General features: G+C 43.7%; 18 protein-coding genes. 17 read left to right on the top strand and 1 reads right to left on the bottom strand.

Translation table 11 applies throughout. From position 1 onward, the window contains the following. Positions 1 to 4 precede the first annotated feature (4 nt). The 8 genes from murB to KSZ58_RS12885 all read left to right on the top strand — a co-directional run bounded on the left by murB (position 5) and on the right by KSZ58_RS12885 (position 7,858). Positions 5 to 907, top strand: a complete 903-nt coding sequence (gene murB / locus KSZ58_RS12920; protein ID WP_002610497.1) for a UDP-N-acetylmuramate dehydrogenase — start codon at positions 5 to 7, stop codon at positions 905 to 907. Beyond that, entirely contained in the window at positions 895 to 1,674 is a 780-nt protein-coding gene (locus tag KSZ58_RS12915; protein WP_009587585.1) for a cell division protein FtsQ/DivIB, read from the top strand. Before murB ends, KSZ58_RS12915 begins: the two co-directional genes overlap by 13 nt. A gap of 78 nt (positions 1,675 to 1,752) precedes the next feature. Next, positions 1,753 to 2,112, top strand: coding sequence for an Asp23/Gls24 family envelope stress response protein (locus tag KSZ58_RS12910; protein WP_002610499.1), 360 nt, complete (start codon positions 1,753 to 1,755; stop codon positions 2,110 to 2,112). Positions 2,113 to 2,122: 10 nt separating this feature from the next. Continuing rightward, a complete protein-coding gene (locus KSZ58_RS12905) occupies positions 2,123 to 3,754 on the top strand; it encodes a DAK2 domain-containing protein (RefSeq protein ID WP_009270995.1) in 1,632 nt (543 codons plus the stop codon). Between the two features lie 158 nt (positions 3,755 to 3,912). Continuing rightward, positions 3,913 to 4,170, top strand: a complete 258-nt coding sequence (locus KSZ58_RS12900; protein ID WP_009270994.1) for an ATP-binding protein — start codon at positions 3,913 to 3,915, stop codon at positions 4,168 to 4,170. 349 nt (positions 4,171 to 4,519) lie between these two features. Continuing rightward, positions 4,520 to 5,005, top strand: coding sequence for a type III toxin-antitoxin system CptIN family toxin (gene cptIN / locus KSZ58_RS12895; RefSeq protein WP_009270993.1), 486 nt, complete (start codon positions 4,520 to 4,522; stop codon positions 5,003 to 5,005). 796 nt (positions 5,006 to 5,801) lie between these two features. Further along, positions 5,802 to 6,968: an iron-containing alcohol dehydrogenase gene (locus KSZ58_RS12890; protein ID WP_008817537.1), complete on the top strand. Its 1,167-nt coding sequence runs from the start codon at positions 5,802 to 5,804 to the stop codon at positions 6,966 to 6,968. After that, on the top strand, positions 6,965 to 7,858 hold the full coding sequence (locus KSZ58_RS12885) for a cyclophilin-like fold protein (RefSeq protein WP_308125158.1): 894 nt from the start codon (positions 6,965 to 6,967) through the stop codon (positions 7,856 to 7,858). The genes KSZ58_RS12890 and KSZ58_RS12885 overlap by 4 nt, the downstream gene beginning before the upstream one ends. A 42-nt stretch (positions 7,859 to 7,900) precedes the next feature. Here the strand turns inward: KSZ58_RS12885 and KSZ58_RS12880 are convergent, their stop codons facing one another. Then, positions 7,901 to 8,800 (bottom strand): LysR family transcriptional regulator, encoded by a 900-nt coding sequence (locus tag KSZ58_RS12880; RefSeq protein WP_008817535.1) that lies wholly within the window; start codon positions 8,798 to 8,800, stop codon positions 7,901 to 7,903. Between the two features lie 302 nt (positions 8,801 to 9,102). Between KSZ58_RS12880 and KSZ58_RS12875 the strand changes: the two genes are divergently transcribed. The 9 genes from KSZ58_RS12875 (at position 9,103) to KSZ58_RS12830 (ending at position 21,506) form a co-directional block, all read left to right on the top strand. Then, positions 9,103 to 9,327: a hypothetical protein gene (locus KSZ58_RS12875; RefSeq protein WP_008817534.1), complete on the top strand. Its 225-nt coding sequence runs from the start codon at positions 9,103 to 9,105 to the stop codon at positions 9,325 to 9,327. Positions 9,328 to 9,357: 30 nt separating this feature from the next. After that, a complete protein-coding gene (locus KSZ58_RS12870; RefSeq protein ID WP_161129347.1) occupies positions 9,358 to 9,717 on the top strand; it encodes a hypothetical protein in 360 nt (119 codons plus the stop codon). Then, positions 9,714 to 9,950, top strand: coding sequence for a hypothetical protein (locus tag KSZ58_RS12865; protein ID WP_009270991.1), 237 nt, complete (start codon positions 9,714 to 9,716; stop codon positions 9,948 to 9,950). Before KSZ58_RS12870 ends, KSZ58_RS12865 begins: the two co-directional genes overlap by 4 nt. Before the next feature lie 140 nt (positions 9,951 to 10,090). Further along, positions 10,091 to 10,636 carry a flavodoxin family protein gene (locus tag KSZ58_RS12860; RefSeq protein WP_009270990.1) on the top strand — a complete coding sequence of 182 codons (546 nt, stop codon included), beginning with the start codon at positions 10,091 to 10,093 and terminating at the stop codon, positions 10,634 to 10,636. Positions 10,637 to 10,676: 40 nt separating this feature from the next. Then, entirely contained in the window at positions 10,677 to 10,904 is a 228-nt protein-coding gene (locus KSZ58_RS12855) for a DUF3737 family protein (protein WP_009270989.1), read from the top strand. A gap of 52 nt (positions 10,905 to 10,956) precedes the next feature. Next, the gene (locus tag KSZ58_RS12850; protein ID WP_008817529.1) at positions 10,957 to 11,661 is read left to right on the top strand and encodes an aminotransferase class I/II-fold pyridoxal phosphate-dependent enzyme; all 705 of its coding nucleotides are present in this window, start codon (positions 10,957 to 10,959) and stop codon (positions 11,659 to 11,661) included. 268 nt (positions 11,662 to 11,929) lie between these two features. Further along, positions 11,930 to 15,007: an ABC transporter ATP-binding protein/permease gene (locus KSZ58_RS12845; protein WP_009270988.1), complete on the top strand. Its 3,078-nt coding sequence runs from the start codon at positions 11,930 to 11,932 to the stop codon at positions 15,005 to 15,007. Between the two features lie 351 nt (positions 15,008 to 15,358). Next, the gene (locus KSZ58_RS12835; protein WP_233104385.1) at positions 15,359 to 20,653 is read left to right on the top strand and encodes a fibronectin type III domain-containing protein; all 5,295 of its coding nucleotides are present in this window, start codon (positions 15,359 to 15,361) and stop codon (positions 20,651 to 20,653) included. 34 nt (positions 20,654 to 20,687) lie between these two features. Continuing rightward, positions 20,688 to 21,506: an LPXTG cell wall anchor domain-containing protein gene (locus tag KSZ58_RS12830; RefSeq protein ID WP_008817523.1), complete on the top strand. Its 819-nt coding sequence runs from the start codon at positions 20,688 to 20,690 to the stop codon at positions 21,504 to 21,506. The last annotated feature ends 18 nt before the right edge of the window (positions 21,507 to 21,524 follow it).

The raw sequence follows: 21,524 nt of genomic DNA, 5'->3' as shown, positions 1-21,524 counted from the left end.
ATAGATGAATATAGAAATGAAACTACAGTCCTATGGCGATGTGGAATGCCGGGTGCCGCTGTCCAAGCGGACGACATTTCGTATCGGCGGGACTTGCAAATATTTTATTTATCCGAAGAATGAGCTGTGTCTGCTTCGGATACTGGACATTCTGGAGGAGGAAGGAATTCCGCACCGGATATTCGGCAAGGGAAGCAATATCCTTTGCAGCGACGATGATTATGAAGGGGCGATCCTTTGTCTGGACCGCTATTTTACTGATTTTTTCTTCGAGGAGGAAGGCTCCTGTCTGGTACAGGCGGGTGCCAGCATCATCATGCTTGCACATGAAGCGATGAAAAAATCCTTCAGCGGGCTGGAGTTTGCCAGTGGCATACCCGGTACGCTTGGGGGCGCTGTTTTCATGAATGCCGGTGCTTATAAAAGTGACATATCACAGATTCTGAAAGAGGTTTACATTTTAAAGGACCGCTCGATAGTTGTTATGCGCGTCGAGGAGCTGGAATACGCATACCGCCACTCGATATTCCAGAGTCACCGCGACTGGATCATCCTGGGGGCAAGACTGCAGCTGCAACTGGGGGATCAGAAGGAAATTCGTGATTTAATGGATTCCCGAAGAAAGCGCCGCATGGATTCTCAGCCGCTGGACAAGCCGTGTGCCGGCAGTATGTTTCGCAATCCTAAGGATCATCAGGCATGGCAGCTGATTGAAGAAATCGGTATGCGTGGAACACGGATCGGCGGAGCGATGGTTTCAGAAAAGCATGCGAATTTTATCGTCAATGAAGATCATGCAAGGGCAGAGGATGTAGTACAGCTGGTAGAAGTCATTCAGAAGGAAGTACAGGACCGTTTTGGTGTTGAGCTGATTACGGAAGTGGAGAAATTCAATTGGAAGATATAAACGATCTTCTCTATGATGACGTCGAAGCGAAATACCTGGCCCTTCAGAATAAGAAAAAGAACCGCAGGAAGAAAAAACGAAAGAAACGACTGCTGATTCTTCTGGTTGCTCTCGCGCTTGCCGCGCTGTACTTTATCAGTGATTTTTCAAAGGTGAAATCACTGGATGTAAGAGGAAATTCCTTCTATACGAAACAAATGGTTCTTCAAAAGGCAGGACTGACCTATGACAGCCGCTATATCGTCATCCCCCGCTTCTATCTGGAATGGAAGCTGGAGAAGGATGATCTGATTGAAGCTGCCACTGTACATAAGGAACTTGATGGTGCCATTACCATTGAAGTGAAAGAAAAGAGCATTGTCGGATATTATATCGATAATGGGAAAAACTATGCATTGGTGAATGACGGAAGCAGTCTGGTAATCGACAGCGCCATGCTGGATACGATTGTGAATTATCCGCTCGTGGACGGCTTTACGGCTGCGGAGCGGAAAAAGCTTGCCAAAAGCTTTGGCGGAAAACAGAAGGTGGAGGATTCCATTGTGCAGATGATATCGGAAATGGTTCCGTATGAAACATCATATGACAAGCATATGGTGAAAATCATCATGCAGGACGGCAACACCATTTTTACCTCCTATGAGTCCATGCCGCTGCTCAACGATTATCTGGGGACGCTGAAGCGTCTGAAAAAAAGCAATGTCTGTTTATGGCCGGATGCCGCTACGCATTCCATACATAACGAAAATTGCAGTAAAAAAGAATAAACAGATAAGAAAAGAAGGAACATTCTTGGAAATCTATACGGTTTTTGGTATAATAAATAAGATGTAAGGAGGAATATTATGTCAATCTCTAAAAGTACACAGTATGGAAATATCGAAATTTCCATTGATGCCATTGCTTCATTGGCAGGCGGTGTTGTGACAGAATGCTATGGAGTAGTCGGAATGGCTTCTCAAAAATTTCTGAAGGACGGTATCGCAGAACTGTTAAAGAAAGAAAATTACGCAAAAGGTGTTGTGGTTCGACAGAAGGAAGATCATCTGGAGCTGGACCTGTACATCGTAGTGTCTCATGGAGTAAAAATCAGTGAGATTGTTTACGAAGTGCAGCAACGTGTGAAATATATGCTTGAAAAATCCCTGGAACTGGAATTCAAAAAAGTGAATGTCTATGTGCAGGATGTAAAGGTTATGAAATAGGGTACTGCATATGGAGACAATTAACGGAAGTTTATTTAAGGATATGCTGGCCAGCGGTGCGAATCTGCTGTCCAACAAATTCAGTGAAATCGATGCATTAAACGTATTCCCGGTACCGGATGGTGATACGGGAACAAATATGTCTTTGACATTCAATGCCGGCGTACAGGATGCGCTGGCTTGTCCGAGTGATGATGTCTGTGAAATCGCCAAGGTATTGTCCAAGGGACTGCTGATGGGGGCACGCGGTAACTCCGGTGTTATCACCTCTCAGATTTTCCGTGGTCTGTATCAGGGTGTGGAAGGCATGAAGGAAATCAACGGATTCCAGCTGGCCAATGCACTGGTACAGGGATCACGTGTTGCGTATAAGGCGGTTATGCGTCCTGTTGAGGGAACGATTCTGACCGTTGTGCGTGAGGCGGCTGATTATACGTATGCCTATGCAACCTCTACACAGGATGTAACGGTAACGCAGGTAATGGAGAAGATGGTGGAGGAATCCAAGGAATCTCTGATTCGTACACCTGAGCTGTTGCCTGTCCTGAAGGAAGTCGGTGTCGTGGACAGCGGCGGTGCCGGTCTTGTGACGATTTTTGAAGGCTTCCTTTCTGCAATGAAGGGAACTGTAATTCAGAAAGAGGAAGCTGGCGAAGCAAGCGAGGGTGTTCAGGCATCCATGGAAAGTGAGGAATTCGGTTATTGTACAGAATTCATCATTCGCCTGTCTGAGCGCGGTATGAAAAATTTCAGAGAGGATTCTCTGCGTGATTCTCTGGCAAGCATTGGTAATTCCATCGTCTGTGTGCAGGATGATGATATCGTAAAGGTGCATGTGCATACACTGACACCGGGAGATGCCCTGAACATGGGGCAGCGCTATGGCGAATTTGTCAAGCTGAAGGTTGAAAATATGCAGGAACAGCATGAGAACATCATGATGAATGCTGCAGTTGAAAAAGAAGAGGCGCCACAGCAGCCGAAAAGCAAATATGCGATTATCACGGTTGCGGCCGGTGATGGTTTAAAGGATATGTTTACAGAGCTTCGTGCTGATTATGTTATCAGTGGCGGGCAGACGATGAATCCTTCCACAGAGGATTTTGTACAGGCAATCGACAAGGTGAATGCCGAGCATATCTTCATTCTTCCGAACAATTCCAATATTGTACTTGCGGCACAGCAGGCTGCTTCGGTTTGTGAGGATCAGCATGTGGAGGTTATTCCGACAAAGACGATTCCGCAGGGGCTGAGCGCATGCATCATGTTCAATCCGGAAGTGGATTTTGATATGAACCTTTCAGAAATGAGCGATGCGATTGCACTTGTGAAAACCGGACAGGTAACCTATGCGATTAAGGATACCACCTTTGAGGGTATGGAAATCTGTGAAGGTGATTATATGGGTATTCTGGAAAAGGATATCATTGTATCGAATCCGGATAAGCTGGATACGACACGTCATCTGATCGATGCCATGGTGGATGAGGAAAGTGAAATCGTCACACTGATTTATGGTGAGGATATCACAGAAGAAGAAGCACAGGGAATTGCTTCCTACATTGAAGATAAATACGATGTTGAAGTGGAAGTGAACAGCGGTAATCAGCCGGTGTACAGCTTCATTCTCGGAGTCGAATAGTACTCAAAAATACAATAGGATATGAAAAGCTCGATAGATTCGGGCTTTTTTGTATCCTGTAGCATAATAAAGTAGCATTGCTTATGCTTTAAATTTATTTGTTGTGGTGCTTATTTATAGGTTCATTTTTAAGACTATTAACATAAGGATGAATGGATATGTCTTATATCATGAATAGTAAATTTATCATTTTAAGATTAACAAATAAATGTGATAAAGGAGTAATTAAAAATTTGTTGCCTGACTCTTTAAAAAGCACTTTTGAACATTTACCACTTTTAGACATTGGTGAGGTTTTAGTGGTTGGTGATGCTATAGTACTGCCAAGTAAAATAAAATTAGATAAACCTAAAGATTCGCACCAACCTTTAAGTGGCACAAAAGATATTGGGATGAAGGGATATGATAAAGCCTAATAATAATGCAATTAAAATTGCGATTGAAACATTAAGGAAACAAAACAGAAGTTAATATATTCATTTCTAAGAAATATAGATAATTACTTTTTTTGTTGATAAAAGTATTATAATTATTGACTTAAGTATCAATATTCATTAAAATATAGTTGAAGGATATAGATGAATATTTATTTATATCTGGACATACTATTAAATGAACAGTTATGTTCAAATATTATCCGCTAGCTGGCTTGCGGGATATAAAAGGCCAGCGTTCAAATATTAGCCGTTAATTCGTGTACGGGATATAAAAGGCGAATGTACAAATTGCCCCTAGTTGGGGCATTTTATTTAGGAGTTTAATTCTATGGTTCAATTAGGAAATCTATATTTTATAAAACAGTCGTTTTTTGATTTGGTTCAAGACAAAACATTACCCATCAATAAACCGGATGACGAAAATGGAAAACATGGACGTCCTGCTTTTTGTGCTATCAAGATTGATCAAGGTGACTATTATTGGGTAATACCATTTTCTCATCAAATAGAAAAGTACCAGAAAATATATGATAAGAACATTCAAAAATACGGTCGTTGCGATACTATTGAATTTGGATATGTCTTAGGAGAAAAAAAGGCTTTTTTGTTACAAAATATGTTTCCAGTTACTGAACAATATTTTAAAGAAATATATATAGATAAAAACACCAAAAAGCCTATTGAATTATCGAATAAGGTAAAACACAATTTGAAATCTAAAGCAAATAAACTAATATCTTTATATAGTAGAAAAGGGATAAAACTAATGTTCACTGATGTAGATAAGATACTGCAAACATTAAAGATTATTTAGATTATTTAATCTTGTAGATTATGGATTTTGGGGTTTATTTGGAGCTTAAAACTTCAAAAAGTACTCAAATACAGTAAACTACAAGGAACACTGACATTTAAAATAATACGTATTTGTCAACGAAAATTGAATTTACTCAATTCAAGGAACGGGTTATAAAATTGGAGTCGAATAAAAGAAACAGAGGAAGTGCCAATCAAACTGGCACTTTTTATTTGCGAAATTTGGATGCTTTTGTGATGAAATGATTGTATAAGTCAGCAATTCTTATTTTTTGATTCATGTCATTCTCATAAGCTGGCGAAAAACCTGTTTCGTTTTATGTCATTTCCGTGGCTGAGGAAAAACTTCTTTCTTTTAAAAATACAACACAGAATTTATATCATTCTATTAGCATGAGTATCTAAACAGTGAGATGGCACTGTTTATTTTTTCTATACCTTAAAAGTAATGGATATAATACTCATCTATACCTTTTAAGCATGGAAAACTATTTGATATAAGTATTTGTCATATATAAAAAGAGAAGGTATGATGATGATAGGAAATGAAAGGGAGACTGATCAGAAAATAAAGCATATCAATACATCATAAGCTGTATGTGAAATTTGGATTGGGGGTAGAGAAATCGGAGGGATGGATAAGGCAACACGCTTTCCTGAGCATCTGCCACATACATCCTAAGGCTACAGTACATCGGGAATCGTACCCATGAACAAACAGCAAGGTGACAAAAAATAACATAACGTGTTGAAAACACGAGAGGCTCTTATCAGGGCAATAAGGAGGACAGTATATGTTAGGAAATTTCAGTTATGTAAACCCGACAAAGCTCTATTTTGGTGAGGATGCACTTTCCCATCTGCATGAGGAATTATCAAACTATGGCAACCGTATCTTACTTGTATACGGAGGAGGTTCGATTAAGAAAAACGGAGTTTATGATGCAGTATGTGAAATACTGCAGGCAAATGGAAAAGAAATCTATGAGGATGGCGGAGTCATGCCAAATCCTACCGTGGAAAAGCTGCGGGAAGGCTGTGACATTGCACGAAAAAATCAGGTGGATTTCATATTGGCAGTTGGAGGCGGCTCCGTATGCGATTATGCCAAGGCTGTATCTGTTTCCATTCATTGCGAAGAAGATCCGTGGGAGAAATATTATTTGCGGATGGAGGATGTATCCTGTGAGATTGTTCCAGTAGGCTGCATTCTTACCATGGTGGGGACCGGTTCGGAGATGAACGGCGGTGCGGTGATCACCAATCATGAACAGAAGCTGAAAATCGGTCATGTGTTTGGTGAAAACGTATTTCCAAAATTCGCAATTCTGAATCCGACATATACGTATTCCCTTCCCAAATATCAGATGGTTTCCGGTATCTATGATATTTTCAATCATATATGTGAACAGTATTTTTCCGGAGAAGATGACAATACAAGCGATTATATCAGTGAAGGACTGCTGCGTTCGATTCTTCATTCCTCCTATGCAGCTATAAAAAATCCTCAGGATTATGAAGCCCGCAGCAACATCATGTGGACGGCAACCTGGGCATTGAACACACTGATCGCAAAAGGTAAGACGACGGACTGGATGGTACATATGTTGGGACAGGCGGTAGGAGCCTGTACGGATGCGACGCATGGCATGACGCTGGCAGCAGTGTCCATGGCATATTATCGTTTCCTTTGTCCGTATGGTCTGTCAAAATTCGTCCGCTTTGCACAGAATGTTTGGAATGTAAATCCGCATGGAAAAACGCCAGTGGAAATCGCGGCAGAAGGTCTTGATCGCATGGAACAGTGGATGAAGGATCTCGGTTTGATCATGCATCTTACAGAGCTTGGTGTGCGTGAGGATATGATGCAAGATCTTGTGGATGCCACACTGCTTATGGAAGGTGGTTATAAGATTCTTAACCGCGATGAAATCCTTCAGATCTTTAAAGAAAGTATGTGAGGTTTCTGTTGGAAATCAAGGTTTGGTATATGAAAAATCATTTTATAAAAATACTGGCTGTCATGGGATTGCTGCTGTGTGCTGGCTGTACTCGGCAAAGACAAACAGCGGGGAAAAACAATCCCACTGACAGAGGCACCGTGAAGGAAGAAAGTACTATGGAAATCATGATACAGGACGAACACGATACTACGGTACGCTTTGTGCTGTTCTCATCACCAGCTGCCAAGTCTTTTTACGAACAGCTGCCGCTGCGTGTGAACGTGGAAGACTACAGCGATAATGAAAAAATCTTTCATCCCTTGAAGGAGTTGGAAGCGCAGGATACACCACAGGCTGTAGCTTCTTCAGGCACGCTGGCATATTACAAGCCATGGAACAACATTGTCCTGTTTTATGAAAATGGTCAGCCCTCGGATACATTGTATGCACTGGGAGAAGCAGTTTCCGGAAAGGATAATATCAAAAGGTTGCAGGGAATGATAAATATCACAAAATATAAAAATAACACGGTATCCCAAAAACAGAAAGTAAAGGAAGAACAGCGGCGTGTGAAGGCTCTCATCGGTACAAAGACGTTCACGTTATCCTTGCATGATTCTGAATCTGCCCGTGCATTTTTAAAGCGTTTCCCCATGACGGTAACGATACAGGAGCTGAATGGAAATGAACTTTTCGCATATATGGACGAGAATCTGCCAACAGATGCACAGCGTGCAACGAAAATTCATACCGGTGATGTAAAGATGTTTGGCAGGGATTGCCCGATGCTGTTCTATAAAGACTTTGCCACTGCGTATTCCTACACATCCCTTGGAAAGGTGGATGACGCAGAGGCACTTGCACAGGCATGGAAGGAAGGAAACAAAGAGGTTATATTTACGTATTAGAGAAATTGACGTTATTTGAATCAGGATGGATACGGCATCCCGCTATGTGTCCTTCTCCATATTTGCTATTACGGTTTGCAGCTGCTTTAGAAATTTTTCAGAAGCTTTGGAGAAAATCTGATATTTTTTCCATATCAATGTCATACCGACACGCAGGGGTGGCTCTAAAGGCTTAAAGCAGATGGAGGATTCATCCGATATATGAATGATGTTGTCTAAAGCGAAGGAATAGCCGATACCGTTTTCCACCATGACAGAACCGTTGTATAGAAGGTTGAAGGTTGCGATGATGTTCAACTGAGTAGGATCTTTTTGCAGCCACTGGAAAATATTATCTTCATTATTTTTGGAATTACGACTGCAAATCAGAGGCTTATCCCATAAATCCTCTGGCACGATGACATCTTTTTCCGCAAGCTCACTATCCTTTCGCATTAAAATACCATACGTATCTTTGCAGGGCAGCTCAATATAATCGTATTTCGATTTGTCAAAAATACCAAACACAAGTCCAAAGTCGATCAGCCCCTTATCCAGATCATCCAGCACATCCTTTGTATCTCCACTGGAAATGTGCAGGCGGAGCTGAAACTGCTGCTTTTGCAGCTGCTGAACGGCATGGATCAAAACGGATACCGCATGTGTTTCACCTGCTCCGATATAAAGATCTCCCTCTGTCACATTATCTTGTAAGGTGATCTCATCCTCGGTCTTCTTTACCAGATCAAGGATTTCCTCTGCCCGTTTTCTTAAAATCCTGCCTTCCTGCGTTAAGGTGATTTTTCGATTGCTGCGGACAAACAGCTGTTTTCCCAGCTCATCCTCCATATCCTTCATCTGTCTGGATAACGTCGGCTGAGATATATGCAGAAATTCTGCTGCACCGGATATGCTTTGTTCACGTGCGATTGTAAGAAAATAATGAAGTACTCTTAATTCCATTATGATATCCTCCTGATCACTGTTATGAAAGAAAATACTTTCGTTTCCCATCATGGGGCAGAGCCGTTCGATTATGCTGCACAGTTCCCATAATAGCGCTATAACAACCTACCATAAAGAATGAAATGCTTCATTTTTATTCTTCGGGTGCTGTAATCTATACCACATTATACCACAGTGCGTGGCATGTGACATACAGGAAAAAAGAGCGGTCACGATTACGGATCGAAGAGTATCCATAATCATCGTTTTACACTACTGTAATTTAGAAAATTATTACAAACTATATAGAGGGTTGAAAAATGAAAAAGGGAATTGAAAACACACTATGGAACATGAAGGAATGCGGTTGTCAAGAGGATATCATTCGGGAATATGAAAAACTTATAGAATCGCCGCATAGAGAAGAAGCTGTTGCTATGCTTGAGATGTATTGCAAACAATTGCAGGAACAAATAGAAAAGGAATATAAAGCAGTTGACTGCATGGATTATCTGATCTATGAAATTGAGAACAGCGAAACATAAGGAAGATTTTTCCTGAAGGGAGGCGGAGATATGAACATGAAAGAATTTTGCAGGCAGTATGCTGTGACAAAGGATGTGATCAAAGCCTTCCTTCATGCAGGGTTATTGAAGGGCTTTGAAGATGATCTGGAAAGGGATTGTCTTTGCTGTTTCGCTGTACAGCGACTGGAAACCTGTTTGTGTTTACATGCACTGGGCTTTGATATTCAAACGATAAAAGCATACTGTTCCTTAGCAGAATCAGAAGACGATACCCGGGTGCTGAGAAAGGAAATGTTACAAGAGCGCCGCGATCTGCATCTGAAGAATGCACATCGGATAAAGAAAACGCTGGATTGTCTGGATGCTGTTTTACAGAAGCTGAAATCGGTCACAGGAGGTGGAACATGAGAAGGAAGGATATTGCCGCATTTTTTGGAATCCTCTGTTATACACTCGCTGTGTTTGCCGGTCTTTATGTATACTATACAAAAACTACAATGCTTTATGGAACGATATGTGAAACAGAAAGCAAAGGATACAGGAAGGAAGCAGAACGAAAAAAGCATAGTTTAGAGTTACGTATGCCATGTGATAAGTCTGTGTATAAGGAACAGGCTTCCGCATCAGCGGAGCCGATATAAAAACAGATAGGAACAGAATACAGGCTACCACACATAAGGAAAGGCATAAAGCTCATGCCGTAGAGTAGGAAGCTATATCGTCTATCCAAAATATTTGTAACATAAACAGTTTACCAAACGTGGTAGAAGGAGGCAGTTTTATGAAGAATATCATCGTTATCAGTACGAGCTTAAGAAAAAATGGAAATTCCGAACGTCTTGCGGATGCATTTGTAAAGGGTGCGAAGGAGGCAGGTCATATGGTAGAAAAATGTTCGCTGCAAGGTTGTGCTATGCATTTTTGCACAGGCTGCATGACATGCCAGCACAGCAGGCAGGGGCAGTGTGCAATGCCGGATGATGCGGATATCCTGATACAAAAGATGGCAGCAGCGGATGTTATCGCATTTGCGACACCGGTATATTTCTATGAAATGTGCGGACAGATGAAAACTTTGCTGGATCGGACAAATCCGTTGTTTCCGATTCCTTATAAGTTTAAAGATATCTATCTGTTAACGACCGCCGCTGATTCTGAGCAACATGCAATGGACGGGGTGATCAAGGGTCTGCAGGGCTGGATTGACTGCTTTGAAAAGAGTTCGTTAAAGGCCGTGGTGTATGGTACCTCGATCGATGGTATGGATGCAGTACTTGAACATCCCGAAATCTTAAACGAAGCCTATGAGCTGGGAAAAAAAGCGTGATGGAAATATCACAGGATGAAACAACTAGGAGGTAGTAAGCATGGATACGATAAAACAGGCATATGTAACAGGAGAGAGAGCGTTATTTCATGCATCGGATGTACAGGTGGAGGACAGCACCTTTGCCCAAGGGGAATCCCCGTTAAAAGAAAGCCGCAATATTCGTCTTCACAACAGCATCTTCAAGTGGAAATATCCGCTCTGGTATAGCACCAATATAGAATGCAGTCATACCACACTGATGGAAACTGCACGCTCGGGTATATGAAATTGACTTTATCGATCTAAAGCAGAAGCTGCAGGATCCGCTTACATCACTGATGGTCCTGTGCAATCCGCATAATCCGATTGGCAAATTATGGAGCAGGGAGGAGCTGACACAGATCAATGCACTCTGCAGGAAGCATCATGTGATCGTCATCAGTGATGAGATTCACTGTGAGCTTTGTGAGCCTGGAAAAAAGTATCTTCCCTTTGCCTCGGTAAATACATCATGTCTGCAAAACAGTATTACCTGTCTGTCCGCAAGCAAGGCTTTTAATCTTGCCGGATTACAGGCTGCCTGTGTTGTCATTGCGGATGAGGGGATACGCAATCGGATATGGCGCGGCTTCCATACGGATGAGGTCGCGGAACCAAATGTTTTTGCCTGTGAAGCATCCATTGCCGCATGGATTGAGGGAAAGGACTGGCTGAAGGATTTGAACCATTACATCAGTGCCAACAAAAAAACGGCACAGCACGATCTGAAAACACAGCTCCCTGAGCTGCATGCTGTCGAATCGCAGGCGACGTATCTGCTGTGGATTGACTGCCATGTACTGCATCCCTTTGTGGATCAGTTTTGTGATTATCTGCATAAGGAACACGGTCTTCTTGTTTCCAAAGGCTCTGCCTATGGAAAAAGCGGAGAGGATTTTATAAGAATCAACATAGCCTGTCCCAATGCACTTATGCGCACGGGGCTTAAGCGGCTGTCAAAAGGCTATTGCGCATTTACGAAGCAGTTTTTAGAGTGCCGTTGAGCGTATAGAAACATTTGAAGCAAGAAGTGCTGTATACTAAGGGAATCGGTTGTTTTCATCGGGATAACATCGATTCCCTTTTCTTATGATTCAGCACATAGCTCATGCTGCTGCAGGATCAGAAACTGTCTGATAAAATCATAACATCCTGTGATTTTTAATGATTCTTGAAAGCTTTTCCTGTATTTCATGCCACATTTGCGGTATAATTCACATAACAAACCTATTTTTGTGTAAAGCGGGGACTGTTAAAGAGAGGATGTTTTCTATGCTTCAGATAAAAAATATATACAAACAATATCAGACAGGCAGTTTGATCCAGAAGGCATTGGATGGCGTTAGCCTGAATCTGCGTGATAATGAGTTTGTCGCTATACTGGGACCGAGCGGCTCCGGTAAAACGACGCTTTTGAATATCATCGGAGGACTGGATCGTTATGATCAGGGAGATTTGATCATCAACGGAATTTCAACAAAGAAATACCGTGACAGAGATTGGGATTCGTATCGAAATCATACCATCGGTTTTGTGTTTCAAAGCTATAATCTGATACCGCACCAGACAGTGCTGGCCAATGTTGAGCTTGCATTGACGATTTCCGGTATATCCAAGGCCGAGCGAAGAGAAAAGGCCAGAAAGGCTCTGGAGGAGGTTGGACTTGGCAATCAGGGGCATAAAAAGCCGAATCAGATGTCAGGCGGACAGATGCAGCGTGTTGCCATAGCGCGTGCACTGGTGAATGATCCGGATATCCTGCTGGCGGATGAGCCGACCGGAGCTTTGGACAGTGAAACAAGTGTACAGGTAATGAATCTGCTGAAGGAGGTTGCCAAGGATCGCCTGGTCGTCATGGTAACCCACAATCCGGAGCTGGCACAGGATTATGCGACCCGTATCGTATCGCTGCGGGATGGCAGGATTCGCAGTGATTCCAATCCCTATGCAGTAAGCGAGGAAGGGCTGGAACCGCCCAAGCATGAAACTATGGGGAAGTCCTCCATGTCCTTTCTGACCTCACTGTCGCTGAGCTTTAATAATCTTCGTACCAAAAAGGCGAGAACCATTCTGACCTCCTTTGCCGGTTCGATCGGAATTATCGGAATCGCACTGATCCTTTCCCTTTCCAACGGTGTGAATCAGTATATTCAATCCATTGAGGAAGAAACCCTGTCTGAATATCCGCTGCAAATTCAGAGTACAGGCTTTGATATCACATCCATGATGACAGATGCCCATCCCGGCCAAAAGCAGGGGGATGATGAGGAAGATAAAATTCATGTTTCTCAAATGATTACGAACATGTTTTCAAAAATCGGCTCCAATGATCTGACATCACTGAAGCAGTATCTGGACAGCGGAAAAACCGATATCGAGGAAAATACCAATTCGATTGAATACACCTATACAGTGGCTCCGCAGATTTACAGCACGAAAACGGATACTGTGCGTCAGGTACATCCGGATACCTCCTTTTCCTCACTGGGCTTTGGCTCCTCCAGCAACACCAACAGCATGATGTCCTCCATGATGAGCACGGATGTGTTTTATCAGATGCCGCAGGATACCGGGCTGTATGAGGATCAATACGATATCAAGGCAGGGAGATGGCCGAAGCAGTATAATGAATGTGTACTCGTTCTGACAAAGAATGGCAATATCAATGATTTTATGCTGTACACACTGGGGCTTCGCGACTATAAGGAGCTTGACAAAATGGTGGAGCAGTTCTCCAGAGATGAGAAGGTAAACGTTCCGGATGAGAGCCGCTCCTACAGCTATGAGGAGCTTGTGGGAACCACCTATAAGCTAGTCGATGCCGCTGATTATTATGTATATGATAAAACCTATCATGTGTATAAGGATAAAACAGAAGATAAAAAATATATGAAGCAGTTGGTTCAAAACGGTGAAGATGTAAAAATCGTCGGTGTTGTTCAGCCAAGCAGCTCAGCGACCGCGACGATGCTGAAGGCAGGAATCGGCTATCCGGCCGAGCTGACGATGCATGTGATCGAACAGGCCAAGAACAGTGAAATCGTGAAGAAACAGCTGGCAAAGCCGAATACGGATGTATTTACCGGGAAGTCATTTACAGACAAAAGCAGCAAAGCATTCGATATGAATTCGTTATTCACGGTGGATACACAGATGCTGAAGCAGGCCTTTTCCTTTGATCAGAGTAAGCTGAATATGGATATGTCCAAGCTTGATCTCAGTGGCATCAAGATGGATATGTCCAAGCTGCCGCAGATTGATGTTCAAGATATCCTGTCCAGTCTGGATGTTCAGATTTCACAGGAGCAGCTGCAGTCGCTGGCAACGGCATTGCAGACGGATTTTCAGAAATATATGGTCGAGCATGCACTGCTTGATCCTACCAGGATGAATGAATATTTCCTTGCCTACCTGCAGAGTGATTCTGCACAGGCGCTGATTCAGAAGGAAATGAGCACGCTGCTGCAGCAAAGCGGATTGACCGGGCAGTTTGAAGCACAGCTGCAGAAGCAGATGCAGACGATCATGACACAGTATACATCCACACTCACAGCACAGCTGCAAAAGGAATTGAGCACACAGCTGCAGAGCCAGCTTGGACATCTTGCCAGCAGTATGCAGGATGCAATTCAGATCGACGCAAGCGTATTTTCCAAGGCAATCAAAATGAATATGAATGAAGAAGAGCTTTCCGAGCTGATGATGTCCCTGATGACCACAGAGGTCTCCTCCTATGACGGTAATTTGAAAAATCTTGGATATGCCGATCTTGATAAGCCGGGCGGCATCAGCATCTATCCGAAGAATTTTGAAAGCAAGCAGAAGGTGATCGATGTACTGGATGGCTATAATGCAAACATGGAGAAGGTGGATGAGGACAAGGTGATTTCCTATACCGATTATGTGGGTACACTGATGTCCTCGGTGACTGATATTATCAATGTTATCAGCTATGTACTGATCGCCTTTGTCGCCATCTCACTTGTGGTATCGTCCATCATGATTGGTGTTATCACCTATATCAGTGTACTGGAACGAAAGAAGGAAATCGGTATTCTGCGTGCAATCGGTGCCTCCAAGAAAAATATTTCGCAGGTATTCAATGCGGAGACATTCATCATTGGTCTGCTGGCAGGTCTGCTTGGAATCATAATCACCCTGCTGCTGCTCATACCTGGCAATATGCTCATTCACCATCTGGCAGGAAATGTGGAGGTCAGTGCTGCTTTACCGCTGGCAGGCGGTGTCATATTGATTGTCCTGAGTGTCATTCTGACACTGATTGGCGGTTTGATCCCATCGAAGAAGGCGGCTCAGGAGGATCCGGTTACCGCCCTGCGTACAGAATAAGCTGATTGTTATATAGAATTTCAGAATTTTCAATGAAACAGAAATACAGCTGTGTGTGAGTATACTCCCGCAGCTTTTTTTTATCAGGCTGACGATGTGCATTGTTTTTTAAAAGACTGAAATTCTCATACCATCATATATCTGCTCTCCTGATCACAGCAAATATACATAAAGCATAACCTTTGCGAAGCATTTGTTTTTTTATGTTGGTTTTATAGCTTAAATTATAACCTTTTTGATAAAAAAAGAGCTTTTTTATTGCCTTAAGAAAGCAAAAACGGTTATAATTTTACGGTAATGCTGTATATGATTATCTGTGCAGCTCTTACAGAGAAAGGGGTGGAGGAGGTTATGAAACGATGGTTTTCCCTGATCCTGGCTGGATGTATGCTGATGCAACTAACACTTGGTTCTTCTTCCGGCTATATGAAGGCTGAAACAGAGTCTGAAGGACCTGCAGAAGTGTCAGATGAAGTGCAGGTGCAGAATGTGGAACCGCAACCGGAAGCAGCTGAAGAACAGGAACAGCCGGTACAGAATGCTTCGGAGGAAGAAACGCAGACACAGGATCAAAAAGATGAAAAACCACGAACAACTCCCATAGAACAAAATAGCAATGAGGGCAAAGAGGAGCCTGTTCGAAAACAGATCAACGGCAGTATTACCGTTTCTTTTTTAACAGGAAAAGGATTGTCTGAGCGTCAGAGCTTTCAACTGACGCTGAAGCACGGCAGTGAGGAGGAAACAAGAACTGCTGTTCTGGAGGCTGCGCAGGGAGCTTCCGCTGTATCTGCTGTTTTCGAAAATCTTCCGAAAGGCACCTATACGCTGCAGGTGGCTGCGAAAGGGTATCGAACATATGAGCAGATATTTCAGATGGACGGGTATGATCAAAGCATTCAGCTGTATCTTGGTACAGCACCGCAGCTGTTTGAGGATGTACAGCCGGGATTGCTGGCATATGCGGCATCGAATGTACAAATTAAGGATTTCGTAGATGCGCTGGATCGGGGAAGTGCGGACAGCATTTATGATATCAATCAGGATGGAACGGTGGATCTTGCGGATTTACAGAGGCTCTATGATGAGCGCAGGGAATATAAGCCGCAAACCTCCGCTATAGAACGAAGAGTTCCAAAAAGCGCTGTAGGTGTTTCCATTGAAGCGGGAACGCAACTCGTTTCCGGAAAGCTGGAGGATGTATTGGCTGCGGAATCTGCTGTGACGTTGAAACATGCCGACGGACAGGCGATCAGTACAGACCATCCGTTGCAGCTGACCTTTGATTTTCAGCAGAATGAAAACCCGATCCGCATGGAAGGCTTTACCATTCAGGCACCGCTTGAGAGTGTAAACAATATTGCGGATGGAATGATTCTTGTTGAAATCGAGGGACAGGATGAGCCGTTGCAGGTGCCAATTGTAAATTACTACCGTTCCCGTCGTACTGCGTCCTCTCCTTATGTGGAAATGGATGCGAGGGGAAATCTGATTGTGCATCTCGGTGATCAGATTGCAGTGAAAAAGGTGACGATCAAGGTAACCAAAACGACACAGGCGCAGGGTAGTCTGGTCGAGATTTCCAAGGTTGAATTTCTAAATGACATGGAAACACGTATTCCGGAGCCGGAGATGAATATACCGAAAAATCTGCAGGGAACTTCCGGAGATAAAAAATTCACAGTTTCATGGACTCCGGAGAGAAACGTAACGGGCTATGAGGTGCGAATTGAGGCAGACGGATATCGTGAGGTTGTCAAAACAACGGTACCAAGTGTGACCGTCACACAATTTAAAAAGGACAAGCTGGAAAACAAAAAGGAGTATATGGTTTCTGTACAGTCTGTAAACGGTGATTGGAAAAGCGGGTATTCTGCACCGATAACATTGACGCCACAGACCAGCAGTAAGCCGGCGGCACCGGATGATGTAAAGGCGTCCGGCGGTTACCGCTCCATAAGCTTATCCTGGAAAAACATGAAGGATACAGATAGCTATCATGTATTCTACAAAGAAGAGACCGAAGATTCCTTTACAAAAATCAGCAATATCAAAAAAACAAGTTACACGCTGGAAGGTTTAAAGGATGAAACTACGTATATTCTGTACGTCACGGGTGTTAATGAACTGGGAGAGGGTCCAGGCTCCATGAAGGTTAAGGCATCCACGCTAAGTGTAAAGCGTGCGCAGATGCCTTCCTATAAGCTGATCAATGATTCCAACGGAGAAGGAAAGCTCACACAGCATATCGTCTCTGCAAAGCATGTTGTCGGAAGCATGGTAAACAGCAGTCTGGATACAGATGCCCAAAGTGCCAACGGTCTTGTGGATGACAGCTATGAGTCCTACTATCGTTTAGAGGACTGGGATGACGCGGTCAGCTATCACCAGTGGCAGTGGGGAACTACCGTACAGCTGGATCAGGAGTATACAATGGATCGCTTCACACTGGCTGCACCGATGGATACGGTCGGCTATGGAGCTGCGGCAATCTACTATTGGGACAGTGAACAGAATAAGGAAGTACAGGCATCGAATGTTCGCATACAACAGAAGGATGACGGACAGGGAAGAAAATATTATGTGATCAAGCTGGCAAAGCCGATTAAGACAAGCCGCGTGCGTTTTGGTCTGACTACATCCGGCGGTGTAAGAAATATCATGGTGGCAGAAATCCGTTTCTTCCAATACGATTCTCTGGAATCGGATATTCAGGCATTATTTGCTGATGATCTTCATCTGACACTGGCAAAGGATGTGGACACAGAGCTTCTGAATACACTGCAGCAGCGTCTTGACACCAAGAATCATGGAGAATATCATCCGGATCAAAAAGCACTGCAGGTGGAACTGGATACAGCGAAGCAGCTGTATGCGGAACAGGATACGCTGAACGATACGATTGCAGTACATGCCAATCTTCGCTCAAACAAAGATTCCGGTATCTCTGTAGGTGGTCTGAATGCATGGCAGCCGCTGGGTATCAGTGCTTATGCAGGACAGGAGCTGGTCATTTATGTAGGAAATCCGGGGATGAAAACCGGGCAGAACAGTTCCCTGAGTCTTGTTGCAACACAGCAGCATGCGGAGGCAAGCGGATTTGCCAAGACGGTCGGCAATTTGAAAATCGGCAGAAATGAAATAACGATTCCGCAGATTACTTCTACCGATGTTGAAAAGGGCGGCGCGCTCTATCTTCAATATAACGGAAACAAGGACACGGATCAGTATGCAGTAAGAGTCAGCTCAGGCACAAGGGTTCCAACGCTTGATCTGTATCAGGTAAAGGATAAAGAAGAACGAATGAAAAGAATCCGTACCTACATCGAAGAGCTGCAAGACTTTGTCCCGAATTTGCAGCAGCAGCATGAGAAAGATCATAAAACAGAGGGCAATGAGCAGGTATCCTACGCATACGACGAGAAAACGTGTGTTTTGAATATCACGGATATCATGCTGGATCAGATGATGTATTCCATACCGGCATCTCAGGTTTGGAATGCGGTGAATGACGGCTCTGTAGAGGCAGGCGCTGAAAAGCTGAATGCTTCCCTTAACGCAATGGATGACATGATGACGCTTTTCTATCAGCATAAGGGACTCACTGATAACTTTAAGGAAGGTACTGCACAAAATGTGAAGGACAAGAATCATTTACCTGCACAGCATTTGAATATTCGATACATGAAAATGTTTGACGGCGCCTTTATGTATGCATCCGGCAATCATATCGGTGTGGAATGGGGTTCCACACGCGGACTGGTGAACAGCAAGCCGGTAGAGGTTGATGAAAACGGAAAGAAAATCGGGGTTGGAACATACTTCGGCTGGGGCATTGCTCATGAAATCGGACATAACATCAATCAGGGAAGCTATGCAATTGCTGAAATCACAAACAATTATTTCTCCCTTCTGGCACAGGCAGATGAGACGAATAACGGTGTGCGGTTCAAATATGAGGATGTATACAAAAAAGTAACATCCAATGTAACGGGGCGGAGTGACAATGTATTCACACAGCTTGGAATGTACTGGCAGCTGCATCTGGCATATGATCGCGGATATAATTACAGGACCTATGCGGATTATGATGAAATATTCAAAAATCTGTTCTTTGCGCGCGTAGACAGCTATGCAAGAAATACAGCATTGGCACCTGCTCCCAATGGTATCAAGCTGACACTTGGCAAGGATGCCGAACAGAATATCATGCGTCTGGCGAGTGCTGCGGCAGAAAAGGATTTGAGTGACTTCTTCCAGCGCTGGGGTATGGTGATGGATGCGGATACCAAAGCATATATGCAGCAGTTTGAAAAGGAAGCACGCGCCATCTATTATGTAAATGATGAAGCACGTGCCTATGAAATCGAGCATGGCGCAAGTGAAGGTATCAGCGGCAGGGATGTTGCCACTGCATCTGTTTCAAAGAATGATCGCTCCAGCGTAACACTGACACTGGGCAATACTGCGGATCAGGCAGAAGCGATTCTTGGTTATGAAATTGTAAGAACGACCTATGATCAGGGAAAGCAAAAGGATGAGGTTGTCGGATTTACCATGGACAACAAATTCACAGATCAGCTGGGTCCAGTAAGCAACCGCTCTGTTTCCTATAAGGTGACTGCGATTGATAAATTCCTGAACCGCTCAGCGGCCGTACAGGTTTCTCCAGTCAAGGTAGAGGGTGACGGCAGTCAGGTTAAGGACAGCTGGACCATCACGACGAATATGCTGTCAAAAGATGATGAACAGAAGCCGGCAGAAGGAGAGGATCCATGTGCTCCGCAGCTGAAATCAGCGGCATACCGCATGATTGATGACGGCACGGCAGAAGAAAACACCTATACCGGTGCATCTACAAATGCAGATCCGCAGATTACGATCAATATGGGAAAAACCACGGAAGTGACAGCCCTGCGTTATCACCGCGGTACGGATGAACGTTACGATATGACAGATTACAGGATTGAAATCAGTCAGGATGGCGAAACATTTAAAAAGCTTAAAGAAGGAGCCTTCGACTTTAAGGATGATGTGGCAACTGTCTATTTCCAAAATGCGGACAACGATCCATGGATAGCAACCTATGATGCTGTTTATGTACGTATCACTGCTTTAAACAAGAAAAACAGCACACTGGTCATTCCGGAATTGGATATTCTGGGACCAACGGGTGATAATATCGAATTTTATAATGAGGAAGCGGCAGAGACAGCGTCGATCGGTATTCTGAAAGAAGATGTTATCCTTCAGGAGAAAGATGAAACGCATGAGGAACAGAAGATTGAAAAGGGATCTCTGATTTTTACAGGAACCTATAAGGGAAACCCGGCTTATAATGTCGTTATGCTGTATGATGAAGCAGGAACTATCATCGGCGGAACAGACGCAGAGGGTTCTCTGATTGCCAATCAGGTTATTTTTGCCCCAAATCCACAGAATGCATTGCTTGGTGAGGTTTCCGAGGGTACCTGGGTATACTGGATTGCAGAAAAAGACTTGAACGTTGAGCAGCTGCCTGAAAAAGTCCGTGCAGAGCTGTATCGTGTGGACAATGCCCTGACCAATGAGGGACAGCGGCTGGTCAGCGATACCCTGCTCGTCAAGATTCCGGAGATTTTGCCGGAAATCACATTGACAAAATAATACTGAAAAGCAAGGAAAAGAAAGGAGAAGGCTGATGAAAACATGGCTGCAGCGAGGAGTATCCCTGTTACTGATTTGCCTGCTGGCAGGTCCCATCGCTATTCAGGCGGATACGATTGAAAAAATTATCCTTACCGCGAAGGAGAATCAGGTAGAGACCGTACTCATACCATCCGATACCAAGGATACGATACGTTCCTTACAACTGAGCTTTCAGATCAAGGCGAAGCAGGGGAAGGTACTGAAAGAACATGTACAGTTCAGGTTTCACCGTGATATCAAAAGCGATGTACAGGAATGGCGCTATCAGGAGGATACCGGGAGGCTGACCATTTATCTTTCCGGTGATGAGCATCTGTATGCACAGGATGAATTGCGTCTTGGAATGGTGGAATTGAAGCTTGCCGCTGGAACTAAGGCGGAAGTAAGTGTAATCGAAGACAGTCTGAAAACCGTAAACGATGTATATGCGGTCAATGAGGTATCCGGTATGGATGCAATCGCACCGGTTACGATAGAAAAAGCAGATTCCGGTGATAACAATGTGCCTTCAGAAACTCCGGATACAAATAAACCGCAGGAGAATGACAAGGAAAGTACGCCGGAAGGAAAACCGGACATTCCGAATACGGGTAAACCTGATAATTCTCAGGAGAACACACCTCTTGATGCTTCAAAGGCAGATACATCTGAGAAAGCTCAGAATAAGGGAAGTGTGGACAAAGCGGAAAAGGGTGTCGATACAGGTGATAAAACACAGGCGCAGATATACGCATTAGGCATGCTCGGTGCTCTTGTGGCAGGCAGTATCCTATGGATATTGAGAAAGAAAAAAGAGCTGCAAATCAAGTAAAGAAGGAGAGGGTCAAGG

Origin of the sequence: Erysipelatoclostridium sp. DFI.2.3, from assembly GCF_019132535.1 — a bacterium.
Classification (GTDB): Bacteria; Bacillota_I; Bacilli_A; order Erysipelotrichales; family Erysipelotrichaceae; genus Clostridium_AQ; species Clostridium_AQ innocuum.
This window is presented reverse-complemented; position numbering and strand designations above follow the sequence as displayed.